Origin of the sequence: Microbacterium koreense (assembly GCF_042677105.1) — a bacterium.
GTDB lineage: Bacteria > Actinomycetota > Actinomycetes > Actinomycetales > Microbacteriaceae > Microbacterium > Microbacterium koreense.
Map to the genome: position 1 here is coordinate 368,362 of NZ_JBHTIM010000001.1, position 25,832 is coordinate 394,193.

Consider the following 25,832-nt stretch of genomic DNA (forward strand, 5'->3'; position numbering starts at 1 on the left):
GGTCCCCGGACACGGCCGGGGACCCGTCGCGGCCCTGGCTGGACTGCTAGCTGCAGCCGTCGGGCAGGATCGGCTGGGAGGGCGTCAGCGACTCGACCCAGGTGCCGGCGTCGTTCGCGTACGAGATGATCTGCATCGGACGCTCGATCGTGACGTGGCATCCAGCCGTGTACGTGCTCGGCCCCAGGATGGTCTCGACGTCGGTAAAGGTGTCGAGCGCCGCAGCCATGGCTTCGCCCTCGGTGGAATCGGCCTGAGTCATCGCCTCCACGATCGACTGCACGATCGCGTAACCATAGACCAGGTACGACGTCGCCGGCGCACCGTACTCCTCGGTGTAGGCGGCGACGAGCTCGTTCACCGCGGGGTTCGGGTCGTCGCCGTAGATCGAGGCGCTCGCCACCGCGTAGACATCGGAGACTCCCGGAACGGCCTCCATCCAGCCGGGTCCGTCGAACCCGGAGGTGGTCACGATCGGCGCGGTCACGCCCGCGGCGCGAAGCTGGCCGACCGCGGTCGAACCGGTCGGGGGGTAGCCGCACAGCGCGACCACGCCCGGGTCCGACCCCGACGAGACGAGGTTCGACACCTGGGTCGCGACCGTCGTGTCGCCCTGGACGAACGTGTCCTCGCCGACGATCGATCCACCGAGGGTCTCGAATGTCTCCTTGAACGCGGAGCACCAGGAGCTCGTGAAGTCCTCGCCGGTGTCGCCGAGCATGTACGCCGTCGTCCAGCCCGAGTTGTACGCGAACTCGGCGCCGATGGATGCCTGTGTCGTCGAGCTCTCGTTGACGCTGTAGGCGAGCGGTCCGATCCCGACGGGCCCGAACAGCGCGCTGCCGGCGCACGAGAACGCGATCTTGCCCTGGGCCTGCGCCTCCTGAGCGGCGGGAGCGCCGAGGTTGTAGTCACACATCGTCACGACGACGTCGGCGCCCTGGTCGAGCACCTCGATCGCCGCCGACGCGCTCAGCTCCACATCGGACTTGGTGTCGGAGACGACCACCTCGAGCTGACGCCCGAGCACCCCGCCCTCGGCGTTGTACTCGGCGACGGCCATATCGATCGCGTTCTTCACCGGCACATCGAATCCGGAGAAGAATCCGGTCTGGGCGCTGGCGACCCCGATCACGATCGGGTCGCCGCCTCCGGTGTCGCCCGAGGAGTCGGGCGTGGAACCGCCGCCGTCGCTGCATCCGGTGAAGATCAGCGCAGCGGTGACGGCCGCTGCGGGAATTGCAAGAAGCGCTTTCCTTCTCATGGTGCCTCTCCGTTCGGGTGGTGCTCTGTAGGTGGGGTGTTGCTCTCTCTGGTGCGCCCCGTCGGGTCGAGGGGGACGGTGGTGGATGCGCGGGCTTCGTTCACGATCAGCTCGACCAGCCCGGAGAACGCCGCGCGCACGCGGGCTTCGTCCTGGGTGGTGAAGAGATCGAGTTGAAGACCGCGCAGGGTCGCCAGCACGAGGGTCGCGCGGGCGACGGCGAACTCCGGGCTGTACCCGGCGCGTTCAAAGTTCTCGGCGAGGGAATCGACCCAGACCGAGACGATGCCGTCGAGGAACGGCTCGTAGGCTTCGGGCTTCGACTGCGCGATGCCCCACACCTCGTAGAAGAGGCGGAAGTAGGAGCGCATGCCCTCGGAGATGTTGTGGTCGAAGAACGCCATGAGGGCGGTGGCGAGGTCGGTCGTCTCCGACGGCTCCTCCTGCCGGAAAAGCTCGCGTTCGCGGCGACGAACCTCGTGGACCACCTCGTTGACGAGGTTCTCCTTCGAGGTGAAGTGATAGATGAGCACGCGGTGGCTCGTGCCGATCTGGGCTGCGAGTTCGCGCAGGCTGAGGTCGTTGATGCCGGTCGACATCAGCTGGTCGATCACGGCGTCGAGGTGCTTCGACTTCTTGGAGACCTTCTTCTCGGTCATGCCGGCACCTCCTGTCCCGTCGTCGGCGGTCATGTACCAAGTGGTACGGATTCTGTTGGGTGTTGAAGTTAGGGCACGAAGGCCCCTGCGTCAACGACACCCGTGGACCTCGATCGACGAACCGCAATCGCGAAACGAACGTGTTACATACCAGCGTGGGGCACTTCGCGCCCCCGCTCCGCGGGAATCCGCGCTACGACGGGCCACCATTGACACCAACTACTCCTGGCAGCGCGCATTCGCGGAACCCTGTCGAAACCTGAAATTTACACACCTGACTCGCCCCGGCATGTCCGGAGAGCGAGTTGCTGGCGCCAGTCGACCCTTTCGACCAATTCGAGGCTGGCGGCGTCCTGACGGACCCGGCAGCGGGTCCGGCAGGACACGCTCGGGTACCGCGGTCACGCTGGGGGTCCCCACGTGCCTCCACACCGTCGCGAGCTTCCTCGCCGAGAAGCAGACCGCACGCATTGAGGCCGTGTTCGCGGCCGAGGAGCATGTCGAGGTCGAGGCGACTTGGGGTATCTACCGGCGCATCGTCACCGCCTACCGCGACCCCGAGCAGAACAAGGCCAAGGAGATGATGCGGGGGACATCGTGTCCGTCAGCAACGGCGCCCTCGCGATACTCAACGGAACCACCGATGCGACCGAACGCTCAAGCAGCGAGCCGCCGGCATTCTCGCTTTCCTCGGCCACCCGGTGCCTCGAACGAGCCACGAGGCGATCAACGGGCGCCTTGAGCACCTCCGCGGCTACGCAACCGGGCTCCGATACCTCACCACCTGCATCGCCGGATCACTGCTCGAACCCGGCGGATTCGGACCGCTCCTACGCTCTCGTTCGCGATGAGCCGCGAATCGGTGCAAGACTTGATCGATGACCCTGCTCGACCCGCTGCCCCCGCAGCAGACGGCGCGCGACGCCGCGCTGGCTGCCGCTGAGCGAGGCGAGCGACTCGGCACCGACGAGGCGGAGGCCCTGCTGTCGGCATCCGGCGCCGACCTTGAGCGACTGCTCTCGGCGGCGGGGTCGCTACGCGATGCGGGCGGCATGGAGTCCGGACGCCCGGGCGTCATCACCTACTCCCGCAAGGTCTTCGTTCCCCTGACGACCCTGTGCCGCGACCGCTGTCACTACTGCATCTTCGTGGACACCCCCGGCCAACTGCTGAAACAGCACAAGCCGGCCTATATGAGTCCCGAGCAGGTGCTGGCCGTCGCTCGACAAGGGGCCGCGCTCGGGTGCAAAGAGGCGCTCCTCACCCTCGGTGATCGCCCCGAAGACCGCTGGCCCGAGGCGCGCGCGTGGTTGGACGAGCGCGGCTACGCCTCGACGATCGACTACGTCGTGGCGATGGCTGATCTCATCACCCGCGAGACCGGGCTGCTCGCCCACGCGAACCCCGGTGTCATGACGCACGACGAGCTCCTTCGGCTGCGCGACGTGTCGCCGTCGATGGGGATGATGCTCGAGACGACGTCGCGGCGGCTCTTCGAGGAGCCGGGACAGGTGCATTACGGCTCACCGGACAAAGACCCCGACGTGCGCCTGACGGTGATCGAGGATGCCGGCCGCGCCCGGGTGCCGTTCACCACCGGCATCCTCGTCGGGATCGGTGAGACGCTGCGCGATCGAGCCGAATCGCTCCTCGCGCTGCGCGACGCCCACGAACGACACGGGCATCTGCAGGAGATCATCGTGCAGAACTTCCGGGCCAAGCCCAAGACGGCGATGCGCTCGGCACCCGACGCCGACCTGATCGAGTACGTCGCCGCGGTGGCCGTCGCACGCCTCGTGATGGGATCGCGCATGCGCATCCAGGTGCCGCCCAACCTCTCCGACCCCGGAGAGTTGTCTCTCCTGGTGCGCGCGGGTGCCGACGACTGGGGCGGGGTGTCGCCGCTGACGGCCGACCATGTCAACCCCGAACGGCCCTGGCCGCACATCGACGACCTCGCGAAGCAGACGTCCGCGCTCGGGTTCGAACTGCACGAACGCCTCACCGCGCATCCCGAGTACGTCGCTTCAGCGGACGAGTGGATCGCCCCCACCCTCACCGAGGCCGTGTCCGCGCTTGCCGACCCCGCCACGGGTCTGGCCGCGGCGAGCGCCCGGACGGTCGACACCGCCCGCGACGAAGGCCCCGCGCCTCGCATCCGCGCGACGGCGTCGACCGTGCGCACGTTGGCGGAGTCCGCGGCATCCGACCCGCTCGCCCTCGACGACGTCGACTGGGCCACGCTGCTCACCGCGTCCGGTGAGGACCTCGACGTCGTGACGGCGACAGCCGACGACGTGCGGCGATACACCGTGGGCGAAGCAGTCACACTCGTCGTCAACCGCAACCTGACCTCGTCCGGCTTCCGCCGTGCCGGCGCACAGGCCGACGACGAGTTCACCCTCGACGACGCCGCGGCCGTCGCGCGCGACGCCGTGGACCTCGGCGCGACCGAGGTCTGCATCCAGGGTCGTCTGTCCGCATCCGAAGACCCGCAGGCTTACCTCGACATCGTGCGGACGATCGCCCACGCGGCGCCCGACCTGCACATCCATGCCTATCGTCCCCAGGATGTCCGCGATCTCGCCGACCGTGGTGGATTCGGTCTCGTGGGCGCGCTGTCGGCACTGCGAGATGCGGGGGTCGACACCGTTCCCGGTACCGGAGTGAAGGTGCTGTCCGAGCGCGTGCGTGCCCTCGTCGCCCCGGAGGACCTCGAGATCGATGCCTGGATCGAGGGGATCAGTGCGGCCCATGCCGCGGGCTTCCGCTCGACCAGCGTGCTCTTCTACGGACACGTCGAAACGGCCGCCGAGCGCATCGCACACCTCAGGCGTCTGCGGCGCATCCAGTCGACGACAGGCGGCTTCAGCGAATTCGTCCCGATCCCTCTCCCCGGCGCCCGCAGCGGCGTGCCCCTCGTTCCGGGGCGCGCGGCGATCGACGAACACCGTGCCATGGTCGCCGTGTCGCGCCTGCTGCTCACCGGCAGCATCGCGCACGTGCAGATCCCGTGGACCCGTGTCGGCCGCGAGAACGCCGCGACCCTGCTGCGCTCGGGGGGCGACGACCTCGGGGGCACCCTGCTCGACGGGCGCGTCAAGCCAGCGGCCGGAATCGAGCACGGTCATGAACTCCCCGTCGCGGACGCCGCGGCCATCGCCTCCCGCCTGTTCCGGCCGTTCCGACTGCGCACCACCACGTACACCACCGCACCCGCACGCGAGGCGGGATCATGACGCGCCTCGAGGTGGCGATCGTCGGAGCCGGGTTCGCCGGCATCGGCATGGCCATGTCGCTGCGCCGGGCGGGCGTCGAGTCTGTCACCGTCCTCGAACGCGCGACCGCCCTCGGCGGCACATGGCGTGACAACACCTACCCCGGCATCGCCTGCGATGTGCCCAGCCACCTTTACGGTTTCGCCGATCATCCGAATCCTTCGTGGTCGGCCGTCTATGCCCCGGGCGCCGAGATCCGCGACTACCTCGAGCAGGTTGCCGCGGCCGAGGGCATCGTGCCGAGGCTGAGTTCGCCCCTCGACGGCGCGGAGTGGATGGGTGACCATTGGGTCCTCGACATCGGTGGCATCGCACCCACAGTGCTCGAAGCCGACGTGCTCGTGCTCGCGTGCGGTCGCCTGACCGAGCCCTCGATTCCCGAGATCCCCGGTTTGGAGTCGTTTGCGGGGCCCATCTTCCATTCCGCGCGATGGGATCACTCCGTCGACCTTTCCGGCGTGCGTGTGGGCGTCGTGGGCACGGGGGCATCCGCGATCCAACTCGTGCCCGAGCTCGCGGCGACCGCCGATGTCACGCTCTTCCAGCGCACGCCCGCCTGGATCATGCCCCGCAACGCGCGGGAGTACACCGCAGCAGAGCGAGCCCGGTTCGCCGACGATGCCGATGCCCTCGCCGCGGTGCGTGCCGAACTCGATGCCGAAGGCGAGGAGCGGTTCGCGTCACGATCGGGTGATCGGGATGCGGCGGCCGCCGCGACGGCGCAGGCGCTCGCGCACCTCCACGCGCAGATCTCTGACCCCGCGTTGCGTGACGCACTGACACCCGACTACGCCTTCGGGTGCAAGCGGGTACTGCTGTCGGACGCGTTCTATCCTGCCCTCGCGTCGGATCGCGTCCGCCTCGTTCCGTCCGCTCTCGCCTCGGTGGATGCCGGAACCCTCGTCGCCGAGGACGGCACTCGCGCCGAAGTCGACGCACTGGTGCTGGCGACCGGGTTCTCGTCGACCCGACAGCCGTACGCCGAACTCGTGCGCGGCGAGTCGGAGACACTCGCCGAGCATTGGTCCGCGGGCATGACGTCGTTCGGATCGACGGTCGTGAGCGGATTCCCGAACCTGTTCGTCCTCAACGGCCCGAACGCCTCGCTCGGCCACACGTCGTCGGTGCTGATGATCGAAGAACAGGCCGCCTACGCCGCCCGCACGATCGCGCATCGCGACGGCGTCCTCCGCGTCGATCCCGACGCGGAGGCGGCCTACACCGCCGAGATCGACGCGGCCGCCGCCCAGACGCCGTGGCTGCGCGGCGGATGCCGCAACTGGTACGTCGACGACCGTTCCGGCCGGCTCACGCTGCTGTGGCCCGGCACGGTCGCCGCCTTCCGAGAGCGGCTCGCCGCCGCCGACGGGTCCGAATTCCTTCCTGCCCCCATCACGAGAGGTTCCCCATGACCATTCCCCTCCGTTTCGGATACAAAGCCTCCGCCGAACAGTTCGGCCCCTCGCAGCTGGTGGACTACGCCGTCCTCGCCGAAGAAATGGGGTTCGACTCGGTCTTCGTCTCGGACCACTTCCAGCCCTGGATGCACGAGGGGGGACACGCGCCCGCCGCACTGCCCCTGCTCGGAGCGATGGGCGCTCAGACCTCACGGGTCTTGCTGGGAACGAGCGTCCTGACCCCCACATTCCGCTATCACCCGGCCGTCATCGCGCAAGCATTCGCGACGCTCGGCGTCATGTTCCCGGGCCGCGTCATCCTCGGTGTCGGCACCGGCGAGGCGCTCAACGAGGTGACGCTGGGTCTTGACTGGCCCGACCCGCCCGAGCGTTTCCAACGCCTCAAGGAGTCGATTGCTCTCATGGAGGCCCTGTGGTCGGGTGAGCGTGTCACGTACGAGGGCACGTACTACTCGGTCACGGACGCCACCGTCTACGACCGCCCCGAACAGAAGGTGCCGATCTACATCGGCGCTGCCGGCCCCGCGGCCACGCGGCTGGCCGGACGCGTCGCCGACGGTTTCATCACCACCAGCGGCAAGGACCCGGCCCTGTACGCCGACAAGCTCCTGCCCGCCCTGCGCGAGGGCTTGGAGAAGTCCGAGCGCGCCGCAGATGCGATCGACACGCTGATGGAAGTCAAGGTCTCGTACCACCCCGACCGCGATACCGCGCTCGAGAAGACGCGGTTCTGGGCGCCGCTCGCGCTGACACCCGAAGAGAAGATGGGAATCCACGACCCGATCGAGATGCAACGTCGCGCGGCCGAGCTGCCGATCGAACGCGCCGCATCCCGTTTCATCGTGTCGACCGACCCCGACGAGCACGTCGAGTCGATTTCGCGCTACCTCGATCTGGGCTTCCGGCACCTGGTGTTCCACGACCCCGGTCACGACCAGGAGGAGTTCCTGCGCATGTACGGCGCCGAGATCCTGCCGCGGTTGCGGGCCCGGTTCGGCGGGTGACATCCGGCTGGATCCTCGTCATCCCGGTCAAGGATCCGACCCGCGGCAAGACGCGCCTGAATGTCGACGGCGTCGACCGGGTGGCGCTCGCGCGTGCGCTTGCCGCAGACACGATCGCGGCGGCCGCTGCGTGCGACGAGGTCGCACAGATCGTGGTGGTGGGCGATGACGGCAGTGTCGTCCTCGACTCCCTCGAGGTGCGCGGGCTTCGTTTCGTCCCTGAAGGCGAACGACGCGGTTTGGATGCTGCGGTCGCCACCGGCGTCACGGCGTTCCCCGATCGCCCCCGGGCGGCGCTCCTGGGTGACCTCCCCGCGCTGGACCCGACCGATCTCGCGCGGGCTCTCCGGGCGGCGCGGACCCTCGCGCGCGCCGTGGTGCCCGATGCCGAAGGCACCGGCTCGACCCTCGTGACCGCTGGCCCCGGGGTGACGTGGGAGTCCTCGTTCGGCGACGGGTCGTTCGCCCGCCATCGCGATCTCGGGTGCGTTCCCGTGGCGATGGATGCGGCGACCCTCCGCCGTGACATCGACACGGCGGATCATCTCGCCGAAGCGCAGCGGCTCGGGCTCGGACCGCGCACGGCTGCTCTGCTCGCGGGCCGATGATCGACGCACACGTGCGGTGCGACGTCCGTTCAGCCGAACACGGCCGCCAGAGCACGGCTACGCGATCAAGAGGTATAGCGCCCCCGCGATCGTGAAGACGATGACCAGGTGTTCGAAGAAGCGCTGAGGGATGCGGTTCGCGATCCACCGTCCTGTCAGCGCCCCGCCGACGACGAGCGGGACGAGGATCGCGTCGATCACGAGCCCCGGCATCGTGATGAGGCCGAGACCGACCGAGAACGGCACCTTGGCGATGTTCACGATCGCGAAGAACCACGCGGCCGTGCCGAGGAACTCCTTCACGGGGAACCGGGCGGCGAGGAAGTACATCGACATGACCGGGCCGGCAGCGTTCGCCACCATCGTCGTGAAACCCCCGAGGGTGCCATAGGTCGCTGCCGCGACGCGGTGCGGACGCTCGTCATCGATCCCGGGGGGCATCCGTCGCCTGATCAGCGTGATCGCGACGACCCCGAGCAGGATCACCCCGATGACGCGCCGCACCCAGAAGTCATCGGCGACGGCGAGGAACGCCGTTCCCACCACGACTCCGACGATCACCGCCGGCGCCAAGCCCAGCAGGGCCCGCCAGTTCGCGTGGCGCCGGTACATGACCACGGCGAAGATGTCGGCCACGATGAGCAGCAGCAAGATGACGCCCGTCGATTGCCGTGCCGGTAACACCGCAGCGAAGATTGCGACGGCGATCGTTCCGGCACCCGGGACCGCCGTCTTCGAGATGCCGATCACCACCGCGGCGATACCCAGCAGCAGCCAGCCCGTCCACGCCAGGTCCATCATCGTCAGAAGCCCGCCGCCGCGAGCGCCGCATCGGCGATCGCCGCCGAAGCGGCGGCGTCCGACATCAGCAACGGCACGGCAGACGCACCGATGCCCGACTGCGCGAGCTCGGCGACGCCCGCCGCGTCATCCTCAGCGACGAGCCACGCATCGAGAAGACCGCCACGATCTCGCGCGCCGTAGTGTCGGGCGACGGCGACCGCCGAGGTCTCGACCCCGATCGCCGTGAGGCACACATCCGCCATCCCGCGCACGACGCGGCCACCGATGATGGGCGAGATACCCACGACGCGGGCACCGGTGGCTCGGAGCGCGTCACGAACACCGGGGACGGCGAGGATCGGCCCGATCGAGACGACGGGGTTCGACGGGGCGAACATCACGACATCGGCCGACGAGATCGCCTCGGCCACACCCGGCGCGGGGGTGGCCGAGGCGATACCCGGCGAGACGAACTCCGCGGGCGGGAGGGCGGCACGGTGGCGCGTCCACCACTCCTGGAAGTGCATGCGCGTGCCGTCGGTGAGAACGACGTGCGTGTCGACCTCATCGTCGGTCATCGGAAGGATCGACACCCCGAGTGGCCAGCGGCGCGAGAGACGCTCGATCACCTGTGTGGGTGTGAGGCCGTCGCGCAACCATCCGGTGCGCGCCAGATGCGTGCCGAGGTCGAGGTCGCCGAGCGTGAACCACGGCCACCCGGCACCCCATGCCTGGAGTTCTTCGCCTACCCGCTCACTGTCACCGGCACGCCCCCATCCCCGGACGGTGTCGTTCACCCCGGCGAGCGCGTACAGCATCGAATCGACGTCGGGCTGCAGACGCACGCCCGACAGCCAAAGGTCATCCCCCGTGTTGGCGATGATCGTCGCCTGCGGTGCATCGCGGCGCTCGAGGGCGTCACGCAGCCCCAGCGCGAAGCGCGAACCTCCGACACCACCGGCCAACAGCACCACACGTGGTGCGGACGTCGCCACCCGTCGCCGTCACTCGTTCTCGGGCGGCAGCAACGGGAATGCCCCGGTGCGCGGCGCGAACTCGTCAGCGGCGTGCGGCAGGGGAAAGCGCGCGACAGCGGCGAGCAACCCGTCGACGGTCTGGGTGTCTGCGACCACGTCGACGGGCAGTCCCACCCTCCGGGCGTCCTTCGCCGTTCGTGGGCCGATCGCGGCGATGACGGTCGCGTCGGGGATACCGGCGAACTGCTGTCGTACCTGTTCGGCGACGGAGCCACTCGTGACCAGAATCGCGTTGATCCGTCCTGACCGGACGTCGCCGGCGATCCGCTCGGTCACCGGAACCCCGACGGTGCGGTATGCCACGACGCTGCGTACCCGATGGCCCGCCTCGGTGAGCTTACGGGTGAGCACAGGCTTGGCGATCTCGCTGCGCAAGGTGAGGATGTCGCGGGGCTCCGCTTCGAGGGCGATGAGCTGTTCGGCCATCCCTGCCGCCGAGTTGTCCTGGTCTGGAACGAGATCGACGCGGTACCCGACCGCCTGCAATGCCGCCGACGTCGTCTCGCCGACCGCCGCGACCTTGGTTTCGGGCGGAATCGTGGCGCGATACGCATGGAGCACATCGACCGTGGTCGCACTCGTCACGGTCAGCCACGCGAACCGACCAGCCGACAGATCGGCCAATGCCTCCTCGAGGGTCGCCTGATCCGTCGACGGAGCGAAGTTGATCAGCGGGGCGATCACCGGTACCGCACCCTGGCTCCGCAAGGTCGCCGCGACGCCGTCTCCCCAGGGGCCGCCGCGGGGCACGAGGACGCGCCAACCCGCGAGGGGCTTCTCGGGCGTAGGTGTTGCGGCTGTGTTCATGGATCGACTCTCGTGGGACTCAGCCGGTTGCCCGGCTGTCGGGCAACCGACGCGCGATCGAATCGGATTCGCGCAGTCGGCAGCATCCGCTCCATTGCACTGCCTGATTCCCGAGCATACCCCGTGAATGAGGCGTCACCTCGGGGCCTCCGCAGAAGCGGAGGTCAGCGCGTGTAAAGGCGCACCAATCCCCACACGGCGCCCCCGACCACCGCTGCCGTCGCGACGACGCCCACGATCACGAGAGTCGGGTTGCGGCGGGCGGCCCGACGCAGGGCCGCGGCCTTCTCAGAAGCCGCCTGTTCCACGCGACGAGGAACGTTCGCCTTCTCTTCGATCGCGGCCAGCGCCGCCTTCAACTCTGCACGGGCCTGCTCGACGGGGTCACCGATCCCGATCGGAACTCCGGTACGGGGCACGGGTACGGGCGCTTCAGAGCTCATCGCGCACCTCCTTGACGTCCTGGGCGATCGATTGCACGGGGTTCTGCGACTTCGAGATGCGGCGGAACCTCCCGATGCCGAGGAGCGCCAGGATGATCGCGATCAGCAGCATCGCGACGAACACGACCAGCGCCGACAGCCACGCCGGCCACCAGGACGACAGGCCGATGATCACGAACGCGCCGAGTGCGGGAACCGTCCAGAACAAGACGAACAACGCCCCGGCGATCCAGCCGGCACCGATGCCCGCGTCCTTCGCGGTGCGCTTGACCCATGCCTTGCCGGCCTCGAGCTCGGCGACGACGAGGTTTCGGATGAGTTCGGGTATGTCGCCGAGCAGCGTCAGAAGGCTGTCATCGGCGCGGTCACGAAATCCGCGCGGCGTCGTCACGTCATGCTCCCCCGCGCGTGTCGGCCGCGGACTTCGCCGCCTCGGCGGTCTCCTCCGCAGCCTCCGCAACATCGGCGGCACCGTCCTTGCCCGCCTGCAGTGCGGCGTCGAGACGCTCGCCCGCCGTCCCCTTCGTGGTCGCAGCCTTCGTCACCTTCACCGCGGACTCCCACAGGGTGGTCGGCACCGCCAACGCAGCGGACTTCGCGAGATCCTTCGCCTTGTCCACCTGCTTCTGCACGGGCTCGGTGTTCCACAGCTTCAGCCACTGGGTTCTGATCTGCTCGTAGCGTTCACGACCCGCCCGCGAGCCGAGCACGTAGCCCACGGCGAGTCCGATGACGAGTCCAGTCTTGCCCCTCATGGGGTCTCCTCACGGTCGGTGTTGCGCATGCCTACCCGTCCAGCGTAGACCCGTATTCCCTTTCGGGCATCCACCCTTGACATCCAGGGACGCGCACGCTTCACTCCGCGGCCTCGGCACCGAAGAGCGCGTGGCGCCGCACCCGTTCGGCCGCGTCGAGCGCATCGGGGATGATCTGCGCCAGCCCGCTTCCGGCGATCCAGCCGCCGATCACAGACAGACCGCCGACCGCGCGGACGCCGTTGCGCACCCGCTCGGACTGCACCATCCGCCCTGTCGCGGAGCGGGGCGGTGAGGGGTGGAACGTCGCGCGTCGGGCACCGCGCACGTCGAGCGACTGCCCGAGAAGGGCGGATGCCGCATCCTTCGCCGCCGCGATCGCCGCCTCATCGTCGGCCGCCGGTTCGGCGAGCGTCACCCGCACCACCACAGCGTCCGCGCCGACCCGCTCGGCCTGCGACGCCCAGCGATGTGAGGGAACGGTCACCGAGCGTGCCGGGCTGGCGCCCGGGACCGGCAGCACCTCGCGGCCCTCAAGCGAACCGTTCACCACCAACGTGACCGTGTCGAGCGGGGCGAGGCCGCCGTCGGCTTCGACCACCGGGACGTGCGGCGCAAGCAGACGACGGGCCTCAGCCTCGGGCGTTGCGATGATCACCACATCGGCGATCACTTCGCCGTCGCCGATCGTCACGCCCCACCGACCGTCGCCGTGCCGGGTCAGCGCCGAAACCGGGGACTCGCCCGCAACGTCGGCTCCGAGGACGCGCAGTCGTTCGAGCAGACCCTCGACGAGTCCGGTCATTCCCCCGACGAGCGACCGGTATCTGGGAGCACCCTCACGGTCGGCCCGCACCTGAGCGACCGCACCCCCGAGCGACCCGGTGCGCGTCAGCGCGGTGTTCAGTCCGGGGGCGGCGAGATCGACATCCACCTCATCAGGACGCAGACCGTGGCGCCCCACTGTGACCGGGGCGACAAGACGGTCGACGACGCGGTCTCCCATGCGTCCGCGCACCAGGGCATCGAGATTGCGTTGCTGGCCGATCGTGAGCGGGGGTCGCAGCCGGTCGAGATAGGCCCGCCATGCGCCGCGCCACCCGATCATCCGGCGGACCGAGGCGTCCCAGGGATTCGCAGGGATGCCGAGCACGCTGTCGGCGGGGGCGGGCGCAACGACCCCCGCATCGGCGATCCAGACAGGCAACTCGGCACTGTCGACGAGCTCGGCAGACAGCCCCAACTCGTCGATGATCGCCTCGACCTGGCCGCCACCCGTCGCGAAGCCATCCGCGCCGACATCGAGGGTGAAGCCGGCGATGTCAGCCGAGCGGATCGTGCCGCCGAACTCTGCGTCGGCCTCGACCACCGTCGTCTGCAGGCCTACTTTCGCACACTCCCACGCGGCGACGAGTCCGGCGATCCCCCCGCCGACGATCACGACATGGGTGTCGCGGGCATGGCCGGCGAGCGACTCGACGGGCGGTGCAGGGTCGGTCATGGCCCCATCCTCCCACTCCGCCCGAACCGCCGAAGAAGCCATCTGGCTCGAGGTGCCCTTCACCGTCAGCGTGCCACGCGGGAACACGCGGTTCACCGGCCTGCATGATCCCGACCCGGAAGCCCCGTCGAACCATCGCTATGTGCACGGCCAGCGGCTGTACCTGCAGGAATCGGATCCTCGGTCGCGCGCGAACTGGCTGTTCGACAACACCGACCTGGCTCATCCACGCCTTCACACCCGGACCCCGTCCGACGGGCCGCTCTGAGCGCGGCCCCCACGCTTCTGCTCACAGGGCGATACTGGACGCATGGCACTCCACATCACCGGCGATGCCGAAGCCGACGCATTGCTCACCGACGATCCTCTGGCGCTGCTGATCGGGATGCTGCTGGACCAGCAGGTTGCGATGGAAACCGCCTTCGCCGGCCCACTGAAGATCCGCGAACGTGTCGGCGCGATCGACGCGTCGACGCTCGCCCACGCGGAGCCCGATCGCGTCGTCGAGGCGTTCCGCATCCCGCCCGCCGTGCACCGCTACCCCGGTTCGATGGCTGGCCGCGTGCAATCCCTCTGCCAGGCGATCGAACAGGAGTGGGGCGGCGATGCCGCGGCGATCTGGACCGCCGACGACCCCGACGGTGCCACCGTGCTGAAGCGGTTGCGCGCACTTCCCGGCTTCGGCGAGCAGAAGGCGAAGATCTTCCTCGCACTGCTGGGCAAACAGTGTGGGTATGCGGGTGCAGGCTGGCGGGAGGCATCCGCTCCGTACGGCGACCCCGGTTCGTATCGCAGCGTCGCCGACATCGTCTCGCCCGAGTCGCTCACCAAAGTCCGCGCGTACAAGCGCGAGGTGAAGGCAGCGGCCAAGGCGAAGAAGGAGAGCGGATCATGAAGAAGACCGGAGGGGACGTCGGCGAGTTCGTCGCCGGAGTGCGCTCGGCGCGTCGTCGGCGTGACGCCGAGACCATGGTCACCCTGTTGCGCGATGTCACGGGTCTCGAGCCCGAGATGTGGGGCACGATCGTCGGATTCGGTTCGTACCACTACCGCTACCCCACCGGCACGCAAGGCGACGCGCCTGTCTCGGGGTTCTCGCCGCGAGCGCAGGCGACCACGATCTACTTGCGTTCGACGGATGCGCACGCCGATCTGCTGTCGCGGCTCGGACCCCACAAGACGGGCGTGGGATGCCTCTACATCGCCGACCTCGACGCTGTCGACGGTGACGTCCTCCGTCAGATTCTCGACGACGACTTCCGGCACATGGCATCCGAGCAAACGCCCTACGGATCTATCACCGTCGACCAGTCCGTCCGCGACGCGGCCACTCGATGAGAGAAAATTCATCCGAACACGCGTAATCGAATGCGCGGAGTGTGGTCTCCTATATGAAGCCGCGATGCAATCTGGGGTGCTGACCGGCGTGTGAACGCCCCTTCGGGTGTGTTCTTGGGGGAACTTCATGCAGGACCACGTCGCGCTTTCGCGCGCCCGAAATCGCACCGCGGAATCGCGCCGCGCGTCGCGGCGACGCCGCGGCCTCGCCGGGGCCACCGCGAGTCTCGTGCTGGGCGCCGCGTTGACAGGTGCGGGGATTCTCGGCGCCGCCCCGGCCGCCGCGCTCGATGTGCCGGTGCCACCGGATCAGTCGGTCCGGGCGAGCATGGTCGATCACATCGGGTGGGACGGCGCGGCTGCGCCGAACCCGTCGCTCGGCGACTGCGCCCGGTACGGCAGCGCAGCGGCAGGGGCCGACGGTGTCATCGGCAACAGCGGCGGAAGTCCGGGCACGGATGATGCCGCGCTGACCGATGGGTACACCGCGTCGGTCGAGCACGGATCGGTGGTCTACAGCGCCCACGGCAACACCGGCAGCGCCTGCGGCGGAGCCGACCTCGACCTCACGCGGCAGAGCGCGCTCGGATTCGAACCGGCGCAGGTCACCTCGGTACCGACCGACACCGCGTTCAACCTCGGACGCATGGTGCACCGCAACAATCCGGTGTCGACGCTGGAGAACTCCTGGTTCCGCGGCATCATGCGGATCGACTTCCTCGGGATGACGCTCGACTACGAGTGGATGCTCAACGAGACGTCCAACACCGCCTCACCGGTATCCAACCCGATCAACAACGACACGGTCGAGTTCCTCAACACCATCGGATCGCAGTCATTCACGGGGTCGGATGGCAACCGATACACCCTTGTCGTCTCGGGTTTCACCGCACCGGCCGCCGATGGTTCGTGTCCCGCGACCCTCGATGAAGCGGGCGACGCGATCCCGCAGTTCTTGACGGTCGAGGGGACCGCGACCTACGGCTGTCTCTATGCCGAGATCGACCAGGTGCGCTCGATCACGATCGCCAAGGTCGCTGAAGGCACGGAGCCGGACGCCGGCATCCCCGCCTTCACCTTCACCCCCGGTGGCACGGACGCCGAGATGTGGGATGGCCTGTCACTCCAGCCGACCGAGATGGGAACGGCTGTCGCATCTGGGACGCGCGACTACGTCGTCGGTCGAGACCTCACCATCACCGAGGACGCGACCGCCGACCCGTGGTCGTTCACGAGCGTGCAGTGCCTCGACGGTCTGGGAGCGGATGCCGGCGCCGCCGTCGACGGTCCGACCGTCTCGTTCGCTTCGATCGCGCCCGCCGCGAGCGCGGCTGCCGCACCCATTACGTGCACCTTCACGAACACGGCCGACGAGCCGGAGCCGGAGCCGACCGAAACGTCGACACCCACTCCGACACCGACACCGACACCGACACCCACGGACACGTCGACACCGACGCCGACTCCCACACCGAGCGAGAGTGAGACGCCGCCGTTCGAGTTGCCCCTGACCGACGGTGACCCGGGTGGGCCCAGCGCGCTGCCCTTGACCGGATCGGGACCGGTGTTGCCGTTCGCGATCCTCGGCGGCGGCCTGCTCCTCGTCGGAGCCCTCACGCTCGGATCAGCCATGCGCTCTCGAAAGCGCTGATGAGCTGCGGGGTGCGGACCGGCACAGATCCCCAGAGTCGTCCCGCACCCCGCATGGCCCCGCTTCGGCGGAGCCGCCGGAGGGTCCGCATCCCTATGCGGACCCTCCGGTTTTTTGCGAGTGTATGCGGCGGGTCAGGCGCCCGCGAGACGCTCCCGGAGGAATGGCACGATCCGGTCGAGCGAGACACGCTCCTGGGCCATGGTGTCGCGATCGCGCACCGTGACGGCGTCGTCGTCGAGCGAGTCGAAGTCGACCGTGACACAGAACGGGGTGCCGATCTCGTCCTGGCGGCGGTAGCGGCGTCCGATCGCTCCCGCGTCGTCGAAGTCGACGTTCCAGCCGTGCCCGCGGAGGTCGTCGGCGAGCCCGCGCGCGAGCGGCGACAACTTCTCGTTTCGCGAAAGCGGAAGCACCGCGACCTTGACGGGTGCCAGACGCGGGTCGAGCTTCAACACCGTGCGGGTGTCGGTCCCGCCCTTCGCGTTGGGTGCCTCTTCTTCGTGGTACGAGTCGACGAGGAAGGCCATCATCGCGCGGGTGAGGCCGAACGAGGGTTCGATCACGTACGGCACGTAACGCTCACCGGACGCCTGGTCGAAGAAGCTCAGACTCTGACCCGACGCCTCCGAGTGGCTTGTGAGGTCGTAATCCGTGCGGTTGGCGACACCCATGAGCTCGCCCCACTCCTTGCCGGCGAAACCGAAGCGGTATTCGACGTCGATGGTGCCGGCAGAATAGTGAGCACGGTCTTCCTTGGGGACATCGAACCGTCGCAGATTGGTGGGGTCGACGCCCAGGTCGACGAACCAGTTCCAGCACGCCTCGACCCAGTGCGAGAACCACTCATCGGCCTCGGCCGGCGGCGTGAAGAACTCGATCTCCATCTGTTCGAACTCACGCGTGCGGAAGATGAAGTTTCCCGGCGTGATCTCGTTGCGAAACGCCTTGCCGACCTGGCCGACGCCGAACGGCGGCTTCTTGCGACTCGCGGTGAGCACGTTGCCGAAGTTGATGAAGATGCCCTGCGCGGTCTCGGGACGCAGGAAGTGCAGCCCCGATTCGTCGTCGACGACGCCGAGGTAGGTCTTGACCAGACCGGAGAACGCCTTCGGCTCGGTGTACTGCCCCTTCGTACCGCAGTTCGGACAAGGGATGTCGGCAAGACCGTTCTCGGCGGGACGCCCCTTGCGGGCTTCGAAGTCCTCGATCAGGTTGTCGGCCCGGAAGCGCTTGTGGCACTGCAGGCACTCCACGAGCGGGTCGGTGAACGTCGCGACGTGACCCGATGCCTCCCACACACGCTTGGGGAGGATGATCGACGAGTCGAGCCCCACCATGTCGCCACGACCGCGGACGAACGTCTGCCACCACTGCCGGCGGATGTTCTCCTTCAGCTCCGTTCCGAGGGGACCGTAGTCCCATGCCGAGCGCGACCCGCCGTAGATCTCACCTGCCTGGAACACGAATCCGCGATGACGGGCGAGGGCGATGACTTTGTCGAGGCGGGACTGTTCGGCCATGGTGGCTCCAATGGTCGGGCGGGGGTGAGGGCGCGCCGTTCGGCGCATCCCCCGAGTCTACTGGCGGCCCACCCCGCAGCCGCGTCGCGGTCGGGTCAGGCCACCGCGCGCAGGGCGTCGCGATCCAGGTCGCGCACCGCGGTGTGCCCAGAAAGCCCGACGGTGATGTCGAGCTCGGCGAGAATGTTGCGCAACGCCTCGCGCACGCCGGCTTCGCCGGCGATCCCGAGGCCATACGCGTACGGACGCCCGACCGCGACGGCCGTCGCTCCCAGCGCGAGAGCGATCGCAGCATCCGACCCTTGGCGCACACCGGAATCGAACACGATCGGCACCCGTCCGGCGACGCGGTCCGCGATTGCGGGGAGGACATCCAGCGTCGGCACCGATTGATCGATCTGACGACCGCCGTGGTTCGACACCCAGACGCCATCGAGCCCGGCATCGACGGCGCGCGCCGCGTCGTCGGGGTGGACGATCCCCTTGAGGATGATCGGAAGGCTCGTCCATTCCCGCGCCTTTGCGAGGTCGTCCCAGGTGAGTGCGGGGGTCGAGAAGACATCGAGAAACGTCTCGACCGCAGCCCGCGGCAGCGGTGAGCGCAGACTCTCGCGAATTCCGGCGCCCGTCAGGGCGCGACCCTTTCGCGCGATGGTCACACCGGCGGCGACCGCCTTGGGCGTCAACTTGACCGCGGGCGCGTCGGTCGACGTCGCGGTGCGGGCACGGGCACGGGCACGGGCACGAACGAGCTGCTGGAACACCGGATCGCTCGTGTACTGCGCGATGCCCAGCCCTCGAGTGAACGGCAAGTAGGCGAGGTCGAGGTCGCGCGTGCGCCAGCCCAGCAGGTGCGTGTCGAGTGTGACGACGATCGCCTCGCATCCCGATGACTCGGCCCGGCGCAACAACGATGCGTTGAGGTCATCGTCGGCCGACCAGTACAGCTGGAACAGCCGCGAACCGTCGGGGGCCGCGTCCCGCACGTCCTCCATCGGGTACGACGCCTGGTTCGACAGCGTGTACGGCATCCCGAGCGAAGCCGCGGCACGCCCGACCGCGAGGTCGGCCTCGTCGTCGACCATCTCCATCACCCCGAGCGGTGCGAGCAGCAGCGGCGAGGGGCGCCTCGTGCCGAGGAAGTCGATCGACAGGTCGCGTTCGCCGACGTCGCGCAGGGGGCGCGGCCAGATCTGCCAGCGCCCGAAGGCGGCACGGTTGGCAGCCATCGTGCGCTCGGCACCCGCGCCGCCGGCGATATACGCGAAGGCTTCGGGTGTCAGCGCCTTGCGTGCGGCAACTTCGAGCGCCTGCGTGTCGACGGGCACGAGCGGCCGAGTGCCGCTGATGCCCGCGCGGTAGATGTCGGACTGCGTGCGGCGAGAGATGCCGCGCGCCGATTCGTGGTCTTCGGGAGCGTCGTTGCCCATCCCCCCACCCTACGCAGGTGGTCCGTTTGTGCGGAAAAGGCGCCGCTTCGCATGACCGCGAAACGACCGGAACTCCGCACAAACGGGCGGCTGGGCGGGGCCGAGCCCGACGCCGGGTCAGCGCCGGATGGTCTCGCGGGCCACCGTGAGGTCGTCCAGGGCGACGAGGTCGATCTCGATCCCCAGCCCGTGACCGGTCGGCACGCGGACGTGCCCCTCTTCGAGCACCACGGGTTCGGTGACGATGTCGCGCGTGTAGAACCGCGACGATGCCGAGACGTCGCCGGGCAGGGTGAAGCCCGGCAGCGCCGCGAGCGCGGCGTTCGCGGCGCGCCCGATCCCGGTCTCGAGCATCCCGCCACACCAGACCGGCACTCCGGCATCTCGGCAGAGGTCGTGGATGCGGACACCCTCAAGGTAGCCACCGACGCGGCCCGCCTTGATGTTGATGATCGACGCCGCCTTCAGCGCGAGCGCGTCAGTGGCAGCCTTGGCCGAGGTGATCGACTCGTCCAGGCACACCGGTGTGCGCAGCTGCTTCGCGAGGGTCGCATGATCGACCAGGTCGTCTTCTTGCAGCGGCTGCTCGATGAGCAGCAGATCGAACCGGTCGAGTTCGGCGAGTGTGGCGGCGTCCGCGAGGGTGAAGGCCGAATTGGCGTCGACCTGCAGCGGGATCGCACCGAACGCATCGCGCACCGCCGCGGTGTCCTCGACATCGCGCCCCGGCTTGATCTTGATCTTGATGCGCATGTATCCCTCGTCGAGGTAACCGCCGACGGCGTCGACGAGGGCCGCGGGGTCACGTTGGATGCCGACGCTCACCCCACTGGGCACGCGGTCGCGTGTCACGCCGAGGTACTCTCCGAATGATCGGCCCTGCGCACGCAACGCGGCGTCGAGGACGGCGAGTTCGAGTCCCGCTTTCGCCATGCGGTGGCCGATGAAGTGCTCCAGTTCGCCCGCGATCTGCTCGGGGACGATCGTTCCACGGTCCAACAGCGCCGGGGCCAGGAACCGCAACGCCGCATCCCAGGCTCCCTGCGTGTACTCACTCGAGTATGTCGGGACAGGCTGCGTCACCATCTCTCCCCACCCGTCACCATCCGAGGTCAGGGCGCGCACGACGATCACTTCACGCACCGTTTCGGTGCCGAAGGAGGTCGTGAACGGTGAGACGAGAGGAAGATGCAGCACACGCAACTCGAATCCTTCGAGTGCGACGGATGCCGCGGGCAACGCGATGGGCATGTCGCCAGGCTAGCCCGACCCCGGCGACGACGCTGGGCTTCGGCGGTCCCGGTGTGTCAGGCTGCGACGCGCCGCGAGACCCGCACGTCGGCGGGGAGCCGGAAGGTCGAGCGAGCTCGGGCAGGACGCAGGTTGCGCGGGACCCGGGGTGCGCGGGGAGAACGACGGCGCTCGTTCGCGCCGCCGGGCGTCATCGCCCGCACGATGTCTTCGATGGTCTGACGCATCGTCGTGTCCTTCATTTCCTGCTCCCTTCGCTCACTCATGAGAGCGGGCGATGCGCGATTCATAACGCGACTTCACAGAAAAAGAGGAAGATGCGTGCCCGGGTGATACGCCGTGAGGTCACTCACGCACGAGCAGGTACCCCTGATCGCCGTCGAACCCTCCCACGCGCAGACCTTCGTCGAACGCGCCCAGGAGGGCGTCGCGGACACGCGTCCGCCAGGCCGCCGCTTCGACGGGAGTCTCGCGACGCACCTGCTCGATGTCGCGCGGAACGGCGACGGTTGCGACCACGTCATCGGGTTCGGGGGTCGGGGCGGGAGGTGCGGCGAGCGCCCATGACACGAGGATGCGATCGGTTTGGTCTCCGCGGTTCACCCCGTCATCCATCGGCCCGTAGTGGTCGACGAAGTAGTCGGTCACCCGTGCACCGAGCACGCGCAGGTTGAAGTGGGCGTTGCGCGCGACGAGCGGGTCGAAGGTCCACGTGATGTGGCCGACTCCTCGCGCGAGCGCCCACTCGCGCTGGTGGTGCTTGAGCAGCCGCCCGAGCCCGCCACTCTGCCGTCCCGGGAGCACACCGGTGATGTGGCTGTGCATCGATCGGTCGGCGGGGGCGGCGAAGAAGGCGACGGATGCGCCGATCATCGTGTCGCCGTCCCACAGCCCGACGGTGTAGTTGCCGGCGTGTGCGAGTGCGCGCAGCAGGTTGGGCGGCATTCCCGCCCTGTCGCCGCCCCACACCTCGGCCAGCACGTCGGACGCACGGAAGACGTCGTCGATGGTGGTGAGGGCGCGGATGTCGATCGGCGTGCTCATGGGTTCAGTGTGTCACTCCCCGTGACCGCGAGGAACGCGTGCCGATAACCTGGCGCGATGACCCCCCGCTCCGAGAACGAACCCGAACAGGTGCCGGTCGGCCCACCGGATGGCGCGACCGCAGCCGGAGACCTCTCCGGCGACGACACCACGCGCGTGACCGCGGCCGCAGAGAGCGGCACCGACGATGCGGCCACGCACGGCACCACGGGTGATCCCGACACACGGTTCTTCGGTCAGCCGTTCGCCCTCGCGCACGTCTTCGGCGTCGAGATGTGGGAGCGGTTCAGCTTCTACGGCATGCAGGGCATCCTGCTCATCTACATGTACTTCTCGGTTTCGGAGGGGGGCCTCGGTATCGACCGGGAGGTCGCGACCGGAATCGTCGGCGCCTACGGCGGCACCGTGTACCTGTCGACGATTCTGGGCGCGTGGATCGCCGACCGCCTGCTCGGGTCGGAGCGGGTGCTCTACTACAGCGCCATCGTGATCATGGCCGGCCATGTCGCGCTCGCGATCCTTCCGAACGCCTGGGGGCTCGGAGTCGGCCTGGTTCTGGTCGCGCTCGGCTCGGGGGGCTTGAAGGCCAACGCGACCTCGGTCGTCGGCACGCTCTACACCGCCGATGACGTGCGACGGGATGCCGGTTTCTCGCTGTTCTACCTCGGCATCAACCTGGGGGCGTTCTTCGGTCCGCTGTTGACGGGGCTGCTGCAGTCGACGATGGGGTTCCACTGGGGCTTCGGCCTCGCAGCCGTGGGCATGGCGGCCGGCCTCATCCAGTACTCGTTCGGCCGCAAGCATCTCCCCGCCGAGGCGCGGGTTGTTCCCAATCCCCTGCCGCGCAGCCGACGCCCGCTCGTCGTCGGCATCGCGCTCGCGGGCATCGCCGCCCTCGTGGGGTTGGTCTTCGTCGGCGTCATCCGCGCCGACAACCTCGCGCTGATCGTGATCGCGGCGACCCTCGTGGCCGCCGTGGCGTATTTCACCGTCATCACCGCATCGCGCGCCGTCACCGCGACCGAGCGCTCGCGTGTGTTCGGGTTCATCCCGTTGTTCATCGTGAACGTCGGCTTCTGGTCGCTGTATCAACAGCAGTTCACGGTTCTGACGATCTATTCGGATGAACGTCTGAACCGCAGCATCTTCGGGTGGGAGATGCCCATCTCGTGGGTCAATTCGATCAACCCGATCTTCGTGATCATCTTGTCCGGTGTCTTCGCCGCGGTGTGGACGAGGCTCGGATCCCGGCAGCCGTCGACGCCGGTCAAGTTCGCGGTCGGGGCGATCATCATGGGAACCGCCTTCTTGCTGTTCCTCCCGTGGGCCAACGGCCCGGCGAACTCGACGCCGCTGCTGGCCATCGTCGGCATCCTGCTGGTGTTCACGATCGCCGAGCTGTTCATCTCGCCGGTCGGCCTGTCGGTCTCGACCAAGCTGGCTCCGGAGCGGTTCCACACGCAGATGGTGGCGTTGTACTTCTTGTCGGTCGCGCTCGGAACGTCGATCGCCGGATGGGCGGCGGGCTTCTACGACCCGCACGACGAGGTGCCGTACTTCCTGCTGTTGGGGGCGATCGCCATCGCTCTGGGCGTCGCTTTGCTGGCATCGGTCAAGCCGGTGCTCACACTGATGAAAGGCGTGCGCTGACGGCGCACGCCGCCGCGCCTGCGGCCTGTCGAGCTTTCCGCCGAGAGCGTCCCAGCGCACGCGCGTGCACACCCTAGGCTGAGCGCATGGCCCCGCGCGACGAAGCCCGTGATCACCACGCGATGGATCCGGCGCGGCTCTCGCCACAGCCCGTTTCCCCCGCGCACTCCCAACCGCTGCGCACCGCGCTCACGTCCGTGCTGACGCACGCACGCTCGCTCACCGATGGCGAGGTGGCCTCGTACATCCCTGAACTCGCCCGCCAGGATCCCGAGCAACTGGGCATCGCATTGGCGAGCGTCCGCGGCACCATCCATGCGTGGGGCGACAGCGAGGCCGAGTTCACGATCCAGTCCATATCGAAGCCCTTCACGTTCGCCCTCGCGCTCGACGCGCTCGGCCTCGCCGCTGTCACCGAGCATGTCGGACTCGAGCCCAGCGGCGAGCCCTTCAATGCGATCAGTCTCGAGGAGACGTCCGGACGCCCTCTCAACCCGATGATCAACGCGGGTGCGATTGTGACGACCTCACTGATCGCCGGCGACGACGACGCGGAGAAGTTCGCGGTCGTTCGCGATGGCCTGTCCGCGTTCGCCGGGCGCCGGCTCGACGTCGACGAGGACGTGTACCTCTCAGAACTCGACACCGGTGACCGCAACCGCGCTCTCGCCTACCTCGCCCAGGCTGCCGGCACCTTGGCGTCCAGCGCAGAGGTCGCCACCCGCGCCTATTTCCGACAGTGCTCCCTGCGCGTCAACGCGCGCGACTTGGCAATGATGGCAGCCACGCTCGCCGGTGGCGGCATCAATCCACTCACTCGCGAACGCGTCGTGAGCGAAGACGTCGCTCGGTGGACCATCGCCGTCATGACGAGCTGTGGGATGTACGACGCGTCGGGCGACTGGCTGGTGCGCGTCGGACTGCCCGCCAAGAGCGGGGTGGGAGGTGGGATCGTCGCTCTCCAGCCCGACCAGTTCGGCGTCGGCACGTTCAGCCCGCGGCTCGATGCACGGGGCAACAGCGTGCGCGGCGTGGGGATGCTCGAGCAGCTGAGCAAGGAGTTCGGCTTGCACATGCTCGAGCATCGCGCGGACCCGCTGTCACCGATTGCCGACATCACGCATTCCGGACCCGACGATGATCGCGACACCACGGCCGTTCTGCGCGGCGACTTCAAGTTCAGCGACAGCGAGCAGGTGCTGAGCATGCTCCCCGAGTTGATGGTCGGCCGCTCCCTCACGCTGGACTTCAGCTCGGTCACGCGGGTCGGCCCGTCCGCCGCGCGCATATTCCGGGGCGCCGCGGAGCGCGCGGGCTCCGCGCCCGACGGACGCCCGCGACTGGCACTGCACGATCCCGACCACGTGCTCGGGGACTGAACCCCGCGAAACCATGGTCGCCGCGACGCGGCGGCAGCTCGGCGATCTTCAGCTGAAGCGGCTGGATCTCCCGGACTCCCGGTCCTCCGAGATACGCCTGACAGGGCAGAATCGATGCATGACCGCTGTACCCGCATCCTCGCTCACCGACCATGCCTGCCTGATCGTCCACGGTGAGGACCGCCCCGGGATCGTCGCTGCGGTGTCGGCGCTCATCACCCGCAACCAGGGCAACATCGTCGCTTTCGACCAGTACTCGGATGATCCGACCGGCGGCGCGTACTTCCAGCGTGTCGTGTTCCACCGGCCCGGCCTCGAGGGGGCGCTGCCCGAGATCGAGGCCGACCTCGCGGCGACCCTGGGTGGCGGGTTCGATCTCGAGTGGTCGATCACCGATCAGTCCACGCCCAAGCGCATGGCGATCCTCGCCTCGAAACAGGACCACTGCCTGCTCGACCTCTTGTGGCGCCACCGGCGAGGCGACCTGCCCGTCACGGTGCCGATGGTCATCTCGAACCACACGACGTCGGCCGAGGATGTGCGCTCTTTCGGTGTGCCGTTCTTCCACGTGCCGTCGGTCTCGGGCCCAGACAAATCAGCGTCGGAGGAGCGGATCCTCGAATTGCTCGACGGCAACGTCGACTTCGTCGTGCTGGCCCGATACATGCAGATCCTGTCGCCCGAATTCCTGGAGCGACTGGGCGTGCCGGTGATCAACATCCACCACTCGTTCCTGCCGGCGTTCATCGGCGCCGAGCCCTACAAGAAGGCGAAGGAACGCGGCGTGAAACTGATCGGCGCGACGTCGCACTATGTGACGGGTGATCTCGATGAAGGCCCGATCATCGATCAGGACACGATCCGCGTCACGCACGCCGACACCGTGGCCGAACTCGCCCGGCGCGGCGCCGATGTCGAGCGACAGGTGCTTTCACGGGCCGTGCTGTGGCATGCCCAAGACCGCGTCATCCGTCACGGCAATCACACGATCGTCTTCTGACCCGCCCTT

The 25,832-nt window shown here is 68.5% G+C and carries 25 protein-coding genes and 1 pseudogene; 12 read left to right on the forward strand and 14 right to left on the reverse strand.

Annotated elements, in window-relative coordinates; genetic code table 11:
- Window positions 1–46: 46 nt before the first annotated feature.
- Together ACFQZV_RS01595 and ACFQZV_RS01600 are read right to left on the reverse strand one after the other, a co-directional pair.
- On the reverse strand, window positions 47–1,264 hold the full coding sequence (locus ACFQZV_RS01595) for an ABC transporter substrate-binding protein (RefSeq protein WP_378751612.1): 1,218 nt from the start codon (window positions 1,262–1,264) through the stop codon (window positions 47–49).
- The gene (locus ACFQZV_RS01600) at window positions 1,261–1,956 is read right to left on the reverse strand and encodes a TetR/AcrR family transcriptional regulator (RefSeq protein WP_378751614.1); all 696 of its coding nucleotides are present in this window, start codon (window positions 1,954–1,956) and stop codon (window positions 1,261–1,263) included. The genes ACFQZV_RS01595 and ACFQZV_RS01600 overlap by 4 nt, the downstream gene beginning before the upstream one ends.
- Before the next feature lie 324 nt (window positions 1,957–2,280).
- Here ACFQZV_RS01600 and ACFQZV_RS01605 point away from each other — a divergent pair.
- From ACFQZV_RS01605 to cofC, 5 genes and pseudogenes are all read left to right on the forward strand, one after another.
- Window positions 2,281–2,774, forward strand: a pseudogene (locus tag ACFQZV_RS01605) (transposase); the annotation flags it as partial.
- A gap of 27 nt (window positions 2,775–2,801) precedes the next feature.
- The gene (gene cofG, locus ACFQZV_RS01610; protein ID WP_378751616.1) at window positions 2,802–5,162 is read left to right on the forward strand and encodes a 7,8-didemethyl-8-hydroxy-5-deazariboflavin synthase CofG; all 2,361 of its coding nucleotides are present in this window, start codon (window positions 2,802–2,804) and stop codon (window positions 5,160–5,162) included.
- The gene (locus ACFQZV_RS01615; RefSeq protein WP_378751618.1) at window positions 5,159–6,613 is read left to right on the forward strand and encodes a flavin-containing monooxygenase; all 1,455 of its coding nucleotides are present in this window, start codon (window positions 5,159–5,161) and stop codon (window positions 6,611–6,613) included. The genes cofG and ACFQZV_RS01615 overlap by 4 nt, the downstream gene beginning before the upstream one ends.
- Window positions 6,610–7,623, forward strand: a complete 1,014-nt coding sequence (gene fgd, locus ACFQZV_RS01620) for a glucose-6-phosphate dehydrogenase (coenzyme-F420) (RefSeq protein WP_378751620.1) — start codon at window positions 6,610–6,612, stop codon at window positions 7,621–7,623. The genes ACFQZV_RS01615 and fgd overlap by 4 nt, the downstream gene beginning before the upstream one ends.
- Window positions 7,620–8,231 (forward strand): 2-phospho-L-lactate guanylyltransferase, encoded by a 612-nt coding sequence (gene cofC / locus ACFQZV_RS01625; protein ID WP_378751622.1) that lies wholly within the window; start codon window positions 7,620–7,622, stop codon window positions 8,229–8,231. The genes fgd and cofC overlap by 4 nt, the downstream gene beginning before the upstream one ends.
- Before the next feature lie 57 nt (window positions 8,232–8,288).
- Here the strand turns inward: cofC and ACFQZV_RS01630 are convergent, their stop codons facing one another.
- The 7 genes from ACFQZV_RS01630 to ACFQZV_RS01660 all read right to left on the reverse strand — a co-directional run bounded on the left by ACFQZV_RS01630 (window position 8,289) and on the right by ACFQZV_RS01660 (window position 13,557).
- Window positions 8,289–9,032, reverse strand: a complete 744-nt coding sequence (locus ACFQZV_RS01630; protein WP_378751624.1) for a sulfite exporter TauE/SafE family protein — start codon at window positions 9,030–9,032, stop codon at window positions 8,289–8,291.
- 2 nt (window positions 9,033–9,034) lie between these two features.
- Entirely contained in the window at window positions 9,035–10,009 is a 975-nt protein-coding gene (gene cofD / locus ACFQZV_RS01635; RefSeq protein ID WP_378751626.1) for a 2-phospho-L-lactate transferase, read from the reverse strand.
- Between the two features lie 9 nt (window positions 10,010–10,018).
- On the reverse strand, window positions 10,019–10,858 hold the full coding sequence (locus ACFQZV_RS01640) for a uroporphyrinogen-III synthase (RefSeq protein ID WP_378751628.1): 840 nt from the start codon (window positions 10,856–10,858) through the stop codon (window positions 10,019–10,021).
- A gap of 164 nt (window positions 10,859–11,022) precedes the next feature.
- Window positions 11,023–11,301 (reverse strand): hypothetical protein, encoded by a 279-nt coding sequence (locus ACFQZV_RS01645; protein WP_378751630.1) that lies wholly within the window; start codon window positions 11,299–11,301, stop codon window positions 11,023–11,025.
- Window positions 11,291–11,692, reverse strand: coding sequence for a phage holin family protein (locus ACFQZV_RS01650; protein WP_378751632.1), 402 nt, complete (start codon window positions 11,690–11,692; stop codon window positions 11,291–11,293). Before ACFQZV_RS01650 ends, ACFQZV_RS01645 begins: the two co-directional genes overlap by 11 nt.
- Window position 11,693: 1 nt before the next feature.
- On the reverse strand, window positions 11,694–12,056 hold the full coding sequence (locus ACFQZV_RS01655; RefSeq protein WP_378751633.1) for a hypothetical protein: 363 nt from the start codon (window positions 12,054–12,056) through the stop codon (window positions 11,694–11,696).
- Window positions 12,057–12,156: 100 nt separating this feature from the next.
- On the reverse strand, window positions 12,157–13,557 hold the full coding sequence (locus tag ACFQZV_RS01660; RefSeq protein WP_378751635.1) for a protoporphyrinogen/coproporphyrinogen oxidase: 1,401 nt from the start codon (window positions 13,555–13,557) through the stop codon (window positions 12,157–12,159).
- On the opposite strand from ACFQZV_RS01660, the gene ACFQZV_RS01665 reads away from it, so the two are divergent.
- The 4 genes from ACFQZV_RS01665 (at window position 13,556) to ACFQZV_RS01680 (ending at window position 16,546) form a co-directional block, all read left to right on the forward strand.
- Window positions 13,556–13,825 (forward strand): hypothetical protein, encoded by a 270-nt coding sequence (locus ACFQZV_RS01665; RefSeq protein ID WP_378751637.1) that lies wholly within the window; start codon window positions 13,556–13,558, stop codon window positions 13,823–13,825. The two genes, ACFQZV_RS01660 and ACFQZV_RS01665, sit on opposite strands and share 2 nt — an antisense overlap.
- A 42-nt stretch (window positions 13,826–13,867) precedes the next feature.
- Window positions 13,868–14,452: an HhH-GPD-type base excision DNA repair protein gene (locus ACFQZV_RS01670; RefSeq protein WP_378751639.1), complete on the forward strand. Its 585-nt coding sequence runs from the start codon at window positions 13,868–13,870 to the stop codon at window positions 14,450–14,452.
- Window positions 14,449–14,895 carry a DUF1801 domain-containing protein gene (locus ACFQZV_RS01675; RefSeq protein WP_378751641.1) on the forward strand — a complete coding sequence of 149 codons (447 nt, stop codon included), beginning with the start codon at window positions 14,449–14,451 and terminating at the stop codon, window positions 14,893–14,895. The genes ACFQZV_RS01670 and ACFQZV_RS01675 overlap by 4 nt, the downstream gene beginning before the upstream one ends.
- A gap of 127 nt (window positions 14,896–15,022) precedes the next feature.
- On the forward strand, window positions 15,023–16,546 hold the full coding sequence (locus tag ACFQZV_RS01680; RefSeq protein WP_378751643.1) for a choice-of-anchor K domain-containing protein: 1,524 nt from the start codon (window positions 15,023–15,025) through the stop codon (window positions 16,544–16,546).
- Window positions 16,547–16,680: 134 nt separating this feature from the next.
- Here ACFQZV_RS01680 and ACFQZV_RS01685 read toward each other — a convergent pair whose 3' ends face one another.
- The 5 genes from ACFQZV_RS01685 to ACFQZV_RS01705 all read right to left on the reverse strand — a co-directional run bounded on the left by ACFQZV_RS01685 (window position 16,681) and on the right by ACFQZV_RS01705 (window position 21,794).
- Window positions 16,681–18,069 (reverse strand): glycine--tRNA ligase, encoded by a 1,389-nt coding sequence (locus ACFQZV_RS01685; protein ID WP_378751644.1) that lies wholly within the window; start codon window positions 18,067–18,069, stop codon window positions 16,681–16,683.
- A 95-nt stretch (window positions 18,070–18,164) separates the two neighbouring features.
- On the reverse strand, window positions 18,165–19,499 hold the full coding sequence (locus ACFQZV_RS01690; RefSeq protein ID WP_378751646.1) for an alpha-hydroxy-acid oxidizing protein: 1,335 nt from the start codon (window positions 19,497–19,499) through the stop codon (window positions 18,165–18,167).
- 117 nt (window positions 19,500–19,616) lie between these two features.
- Window positions 19,617–20,750 carry an o-succinylbenzoate synthase gene (gene menC, locus ACFQZV_RS01695; RefSeq protein ID WP_378751648.1) on the reverse strand — a complete coding sequence of 378 codons (1,134 nt, stop codon included), beginning with the start codon at window positions 20,748–20,750 and terminating at the stop codon, window positions 19,617–19,619.
- A 56-nt stretch (window positions 20,751–20,806) separates the two neighbouring features.
- A complete protein-coding gene (locus tag ACFQZV_RS01700) occupies window positions 20,807–20,992 on the reverse strand; it encodes a hypothetical protein (RefSeq protein ID WP_378751650.1) in 186 nt (61 codons plus the stop codon).
- Between the two features lie 103 nt (window positions 20,993–21,095).
- The gene (locus ACFQZV_RS01705; RefSeq protein WP_378751652.1) at window positions 21,096–21,794 is read right to left on the reverse strand and encodes a GNAT family N-acetyltransferase; all 699 of its coding nucleotides are present in this window, start codon (window positions 21,792–21,794) and stop codon (window positions 21,096–21,098) included.
- A gap of 57 nt (window positions 21,795–21,851) precedes the next feature.
- Here ACFQZV_RS01705 and ACFQZV_RS01710 point away from each other — a divergent pair, with 57 nt between their 5' ends.
- From ACFQZV_RS01710 to purU, 3 genes are all read left to right on the forward strand, one after another.
- Window positions 21,852–23,444 (forward strand): peptide MFS transporter, encoded by a 1,593-nt coding sequence (locus tag ACFQZV_RS01710; RefSeq protein ID WP_378751654.1) that lies wholly within the window; start codon window positions 21,852–21,854, stop codon window positions 23,442–23,444.
- 86 nt (window positions 23,445–23,530) lie between these two features.
- Complete coding sequence (gene glsA / locus ACFQZV_RS01715) at window positions 23,531–24,823, forward strand: glutaminase A (RefSeq protein ID WP_378751655.1); 1,293 nt, start codon at window positions 23,531–23,533, stop codon at window positions 24,821–24,823.
- A gap of 118 nt (window positions 24,824–24,941) precedes the next feature.
- Window positions 24,942–25,823: a formyltetrahydrofolate deformylase gene (purU, locus tag ACFQZV_RS01720; RefSeq protein WP_378751657.1), complete on the forward strand. Its 882-nt coding sequence runs from the start codon at window positions 24,942–24,944 to the stop codon at window positions 25,821–25,823.
- The last annotated feature ends 9 nt before the right edge of the window (window positions 25,824–25,832 follow it).

Bases quoted from the DNA above. Each gene is read 5' to 3' on its own strand.
- ACFQZV_RS01595 (WP_378751612.1), bottom strand. From the start codon at position 1,264: ATGAGAAGGAAAGCGCTTCTTGCAATTCCCGCAGCGGCCGTCACCGCT.
- ACFQZV_RS01600 (WP_378751614.1), bottom strand. From the start codon at position 1,956: ATGACCGCCGACGACGGGACAGGAGGTGCCGGCATGACCGAGAAGAAG.
- cofG (WP_378751616.1), top strand. From the start codon at position 2,802: ATGACCCTGCTCGACCCGCTGCCCCCGCAGCAGACGGCGCGCGACGCC.
- ACFQZV_RS01615 (WP_378751618.1), top strand. From the start codon at position 5,159: ATGACGCGCCTCGAGGTGGCGATCGTCGGAGCCGGGTTCGCCGGCATC.
- fgd (WP_378751620.1), top strand. From the start codon at position 6,610: ATGACCATTCCCCTCCGTTTCGGATACAAAGCCTCCGCCGAACAGTTC.
- ACFQZV_RS01630 (WP_378751624.1), bottom strand. From the start codon at position 9,032: ATGATGGACCTGGCGTGGACGGGCTGGCTGCTGCTGGGTATCGCCGCG.
- ACFQZV_RS01640 (WP_378751628.1), bottom strand. From the start codon at position 10,858: ATGAACACAGCCGCAACACCTACGCCCGAGAAGCCCCTCGCGGGTTGG.
- ACFQZV_RS01645 (WP_378751630.1), bottom strand. From the start codon at position 11,301: ATGAGCTCTGAAGCGCCCGTACCCGTGCCCCGTACCGGAGTTCCGATC.
- ACFQZV_RS01655 (WP_378751633.1), bottom strand. From the start codon at position 12,056: ATGAGGGGCAAGACTGGACTCGTCATCGGACTCGCCGTGGGCTACGTG.
- ACFQZV_RS01665 (WP_378751637.1), top strand. From the start codon at position 13,556: ATGGCCCCATCCTCCCACTCCGCCCGAACCGCCGAAGAAGCCATCTGG.
- ACFQZV_RS01660 (WP_378751635.1), bottom strand. From the start codon at position 13,557: ATGACCGACCCTGCACCGCCCGTCGAGTCGCTCGCCGGCCATGCCCGC.
- ACFQZV_RS01670 (WP_378751639.1), top strand. From the start codon at position 13,868: ATGGCACTCCACATCACCGGCGATGCCGAAGCCGACGCATTGCTCACC.
- ACFQZV_RS01675 (WP_378751641.1), top strand. From the start codon at position 14,449: ATGAAGAAGACCGGAGGGGACGTCGGCGAGTTCGTCGCCGGAGTGCGC.
- ACFQZV_RS01680 (WP_378751643.1), top strand. From the start codon at position 15,023: ATGCAGGACCACGTCGCGCTTTCGCGCGCCCGAAATCGCACCGCGGAA.
- ACFQZV_RS01685 (WP_378751644.1), bottom strand. From the start codon at position 18,069: ATGGCCGAACAGTCCCGCCTCGACAAAGTCATCGCCCTCGCCCGTCAT.
- ACFQZV_RS01690 (WP_378751646.1), bottom strand. From the start codon at position 19,499: ATGGGCAACGACGCTCCCGAAGACCACGAATCGGCGCGCGGCATCTCT.
- menC (WP_378751648.1), bottom strand. From the start codon at position 20,750: ATGCCCATCGCGTTGCCCGCGGCATCCGTCGCACTCGAAGGATTCGAG.
- ACFQZV_RS01700 (WP_378751650.1), bottom strand. From the start codon at position 20,992: ATGAAGGACACGACGATGCGTCAGACCATCGAAGACATCGTGCGGGCG.
- ACFQZV_RS01705 (WP_378751652.1), bottom strand. From the start codon at position 21,794: ATGAGCACGCCGATCGACATCCGCGCCCTCACCACCATCGACGACGTC.
- ACFQZV_RS01710 (WP_378751654.1), top strand. From the start codon at position 21,852: ATGACCCCCCGCTCCGAGAACGAACCCGAACAGGTGCCGGTCGGCCCA.
- glsA (WP_378751655.1), top strand. From the start codon at position 23,531: ATGGCCCCGCGCGACGAAGCCCGTGATCACCACGCGATGGATCCGGCG.
- purU (WP_378751657.1), top strand. From the start codon at position 24,942: ATGACCGCTGTACCCGCATCCTCGCTCACCGACCATGCCTGCCTGATC.